The sequence below is a fragment of the Bacillus sanguinis genome (assembly GCF_018332475.1).
In the GTDB taxonomy this organism is placed as follows: Bacteria; Bacillota; Bacilli; order Bacillales; family Bacillaceae_G; genus Bacillus_A; species Bacillus_A sanguinis.
This window is the reverse complement of sequence record NZ_BOQB01000229.1, coordinates 1-4868: the sequence shown is the minus strand read 5'-3', so window position 1 is coordinate 4868 and position 4868 is coordinate 1. Positions and strand designations below refer to the sequence as shown.

Here is a 4868-nt window from a genome sequence, read left to right as displayed (position 1 = left end):
TTTATGTAATATATTCACTGTTTGAATGTGGAGATTGCTATAAAATAGAAATTTTATACAATATTATTCATACTAATCACATATGAAATGTTTTATAACGATAAGTAAGTACTGTAGCAATAAAAGTTGGGAGAGATGGTTCGTACGTGAATCACGGGGAGAACGTTCTCTATTTTAACCATCTCAAACTATGCAAGAAAATAGAATAATAAAATGCGATAGTAATAGTTGCTAATACATAGGAGGAGTTAAAGTGAAAAAGACTTTAATTACAGGGTTATTGGTTACAGCAGTATCTACGAGTTGTTTTATTCCTGTAAGCGCTTACGCTGAAGGAGGGCAAACAGAAGTGAAAACAGTATATGTACAAAATGTAATTGCTCCAAATACATTATCCAATTCAATTAGAATGTTAGGATCACAGTCACCGCTTATACAAGCATACGGATTAGTTATTTTACAACAGCCAGACATTAAGGTGAATGCGATGAGTAGTTTGACGAATCATCAAAAGTTTGCAAAGGCAAATGTAAGAGAGTGGATTGATGAATATAATCCGAAGCTAATCGATTTAAATCAAGAGATGATGAGATATAGTACTAGATTTAATAGTTATTATAGTAAGCTCTATGAACTAGCAGGAAACGTAAATGAAGATGAACAAGCAAAAGCAGATTTTACAAATGCATATGGAAAATTACAACTGCAAGTACAAAGCATCCAAGAGAGTATGGAGCAAGATTTATTAGAGTTAAATCGATTTAAAACGGTATTAGACAAAGATAGTAGCAACTTATCAATTAAAGCCGATGAAGCAATAAAAACACTGCAAGGATCAAGTGGAGATATTGTGAAGTTAAGAGAAGATATTAAAAGAATTCAAGGGGAGATTCAAGCTGAACTAACTACTATTTTGAATAGACCTCAAGAAATTATTAAAGGTTCTATTAATATCGGTAAACAAGTATTTACAATTACAAATCAAACTGCGCAAACGAAAACAATTGATTTTGTTTCTATCGGTACTTTAAGTAATGAAATTGTAAATGCTGCTGATAGTCAAACGAGGGAAGCAGCTCTTCGTATTCAGCAAAAGCAAAAAGAGCTACTACCACTTATTCAAAAGTTATCACAAACTGAAGCTGAGGCGACACAAATTACATTCGTTGAAGATCAAGTAAGTAGCTTTACAGAACTAATCGATCGTCAAATCTCAACTTTAGAAACGTTATTAACTGATTGGAAAGTATTAAATAATAATATGATCCAAATTCAAAAGAATGTTGAAGAAGGCATATATACAGATAGTAGTTTACTTCAAAAACATTTCAATCAAATTAAAAAAGTAAGTGATGAAATGAATAAACAAACGAATCAATTTGAAGATTACGTTACAAATGTTGAAGTACATTAAAAATAAGTAACGATATAGGGAGAGAAGAAAAATGACAAAAAAACCTTATAAAGTAATGGCTCTATCAGCACTTATGGCAGTATTTGCAGCAGGGAACATCATGCCAGCCCATACGTATGCAGCTGAAAGTACAGTGAAACAAGCTCCAGTTCATGCGGTAGCAAAAGCTTATAATGAATATGAGGAATACTCACTAGGACCAGAAGGCCTAAAAGATGCAATGGAAAGAACGGGTTCAAACGCTTTAGTAATGGATCTGTACGCTTTAACAATTATTAAACAAGGGAATGTTAACTTTGGTAATGTATCGTCTGTTGATGCGGCTTTAAAAGGGAAAGTGATTCAGCATCAGGATACAGCTAGAGGAAATGCGAAGCAATGGTTAGATGTATTAAAACCACAGCTTATTTCAACGAATCAAAATATCATTAATTACAATACGAAATTCCAAAACTATTATGATACTTTAGTTACTGCGGTTGATGCAAAGGATAAAGCAACTCTTACGAAAGGTTTAACTAGATTATCAAGTAGTATTAATGAAAATAAAGCGCAAGTAGATCAGTTAGTAGAAGATTTGAAGAAATTCAGAAATAAAATGACGTCCGATACGCAAAACTTCAAAGGTGATGCGAATCAAATTACATCTATATTAGCTAGTCAAGATGCTGGAATTCCGCTTCTGCAAAATCAAATTACAACGTACAATGAAGCAATTAGTAAATATAATGCAATTATTATCGGTTCATCTGTTGCAACAGCATTAGGCCCAATTGCAATTATCGGTGGTGCAGTAGTTATTGCTACAGGTGCAGGAACGCCGCTAGGAGTCGCATTAATTGCAGGTGGTGCAGCAGCTGTAGGCGGTGGTACAGCTGGAATCGTATTAGCGAAGAAAGAGCTTGATAATGCACAAGCTGAAATTCAAAAAATAACAGGACAAGTTACAACTGCGCAATTAGAAGTAGCTGGGTTAACGAACATTAAAACACAAACGGAGTATTTAACAAATACAATTGATACTGCCATTACAGCGTTGCAAAATATTTCAAACCAATGGTACACAATGGGATCAAAATACAATTCTTTACTTCAAAATGTAGATTCAATTAGTCCAAATGACCTTGTTTTCATTAAAGAAGATTTAAACATTGCGAAAGATAGTTGGAAAAATATTAAAGACTATGCAGAAAAGATTTATGCTGAAGATATTAAAGTAGTAGATACGAAAAAAGCATAATCGAATACGAATCGTTAGAGTATTAAGTATTGATGAATGGTTTGAAGCTCCTGTTCAGTTGTGAGCAGGAGCTTTTTATACTCTTATAAAGAATATAGGTGAAAAGTATGCAGAAACGATTTTATAAAAAATGCCTTTTAACGTTAATGATTGCTGGGGTGGCAACGAGTAACGCATTTCCTTTACATCCTTTTGCAGCAGAACAGAACGTAACAACATTACAAGAAAGTGTGAAAAATTATTCTCTCGGGCCAGCGGGGTTCCAAGATGTAATGGCACAAACGACATCGAGCATATTTGCAATGGATTCATATGCAAAATTAATTCAAAATCAGCAAGAGACTGATTTGAGTAAAATAAATTCCATTAATGGTGAGTTTAAAGGAAATATGATTCAGCATCAAAGAGATGCAAAAATTAACGCAACGTATTGGTTAAACAATATGAAACCTCAAATTATGAAAACAGATCAAAATATTATTAATTACAATAATACTTTTCAAGCGTATTATAATAGCATGCTAATAGCGATTGATCAAAAAGATAGCGTAAAGTTAAAAGCGGATATAGAAAAATTGTATGCGGATATTGTAAAGAATCAAAATGAAGTAGATGTATTATTAGGGGATTTGAAAGCTTTTCGCGATAGAATGGCGAAAGACACAAATAGTTTTAAAGAGGATACAAATCAATTAACAGCAATTTTAGCAAGTACGAATGCTGGTATTCCAGCTCTAGAGCAACAAATTAATACATATAACGATTCAATCAAAAAGAGTAATGATATGGTCATTGCTGGTGGCGTACTTTGTGTAGCGTTAATAACATGTCTTGCTGGCGGACCAATGATTGCCATTGCGAAAAAAGATATCGCAAATGCAGAAAGAGAAATCGCCAATTTAAAAGATAGAATTTCTGGAGCACAAGCAGAGGTAGCAATTTTGACAGATGTGAAAAATAAAACAACAAATATGACTGAAACAATTGATGCAGCAATTACAGCACTGCAAAATATATCAAATCAATGGTATACAGTAGGGGCAAAATATAATAACTTATTACAAAACGTAAAAGGAATCAGCCCTGAAGAATTTACGTTTATAAAAGAAGATTTACATACAGCAAAAGATAGCTGGAAAGATGTAAAAGATTATACAGAAAAATTACATGAAGGCGTGGTGAAGTAAACAGTGGACTAGTTCCGCTGTTTATTTTTTTATCCTGTTTTTTGTGAGAGTTGAGCTTGTAATTTGATATATAAGTTTGCCCTGTGTTTTATCAATGTGGCTTGGGGGAATGTTTAGCCAAATTGATATTAATAACCTAGATATACTTCTGATCAAGCTTTTTATATGTAATGTTTTAATGAAAAAAGCTATACTGTAAGCAAAACTTAAAATTGGAAAGGAAATTCTAGAACATGGAAAACTATTTATTATTTATCCTTACAGCAATGCTAATTATAATAATGCCTGGTCCTGGTTTTGCACTAGTTACAAAAAATACTATCTCGCATGGTAAAAATGGTGGAATAAAGACGGTCTTAGGAACGATGTCTGGAATGATGATTCATACAATAATGGCGACGCTAGGACTCTCTGCCATCCTAATGAAATTTGCTATGTTATTTACATTTATAAAATATGCTGGGGCTTTTTATTTAATTTACTTAGCTATAAAGTCAATTAAAAGTGCCTTACATAAAAAAGAAGATATGTCATGTTCAATAGAAATGGAATCTAAGGATATTGGGGCAATAAAAAGCTTTAGACAAGGATTTACTACGGCAATTTTAAATCCAAAAACCGCTGTATTTTTCCTTAGTTTTTTACCCCAATTTATTGTGAGTAATCAAAATCACTTCCTCCAATTTCTTTTATTAGGAGTCACATTTACAACTTTGACAGCAATATGGTATTTACTTTATATCTCACTCATACGTCAATTAAGAACTTTTTTAAGAAAAGAACGAGTGAACCGTACAATAGAGGGTATTACGGGCGCAGTACTATTAGTATTTGGAGTTAGATTGTTTTTCCAAAAATAAATATGTAAATGAAACGAGAAATAATGGCGGTTATTTCTCGTTTCATTTATTCTAAAGCTACTATTCCACAATTTTATAATGGTTTTAAGGTAGGGAAGTTGATCTTTTTCTCGGATAATTGGCATTATTAACCTCTTATATCAAAGTTAAAATTATTTATATAACAA

Annotated in this window: 4 protein-coding genes; all 4 read left to right on the top strand. The window is 32.6% G+C overall.

The annotated features are described in order from the left end of the window. Positions 1-253 precede the first annotated feature (253 nt). Entirely contained in the window at positions 254-1414 is a 1161-nt protein-coding gene (gene nheA / locus KI369_RS21905; protein WP_212957376.1) for a non-hemolytic enterotoxin subunit A, read from the top strand. 31 nt (positions 1415-1445) lie between these two features. Further along, complete coding sequence (gene nheB / locus KI369_RS21900) at positions 1446-2654, top strand: non-hemolytic enterotoxin subunit B (protein WP_212957375.1); 1209 nt, start codon at positions 1446-1448, stop codon at positions 2652-2654. A gap of 107 nt (positions 2655-2761) precedes the next feature. Further along, positions 2762-3841: a non-hemolytic enterotoxin subunit C gene (gene nheC, locus KI369_RS21895; RefSeq protein WP_212957374.1), complete on the top strand. Its 1080-nt coding sequence runs from the start codon at positions 2762-2764 to the stop codon at positions 3839-3841. A 233-nt stretch (positions 3842-4074) separates the two neighbouring features. Further along, positions 4075-4701 (top strand): LysE family translocator, encoded by a 627-nt coding sequence (locus KI369_RS21890; RefSeq protein ID WP_212957373.1) that lies wholly within the window; start codon positions 4075-4077, stop codon positions 4699-4701. The last annotated feature ends 167 nt before the right edge of the window (positions 4702-4868 follow it).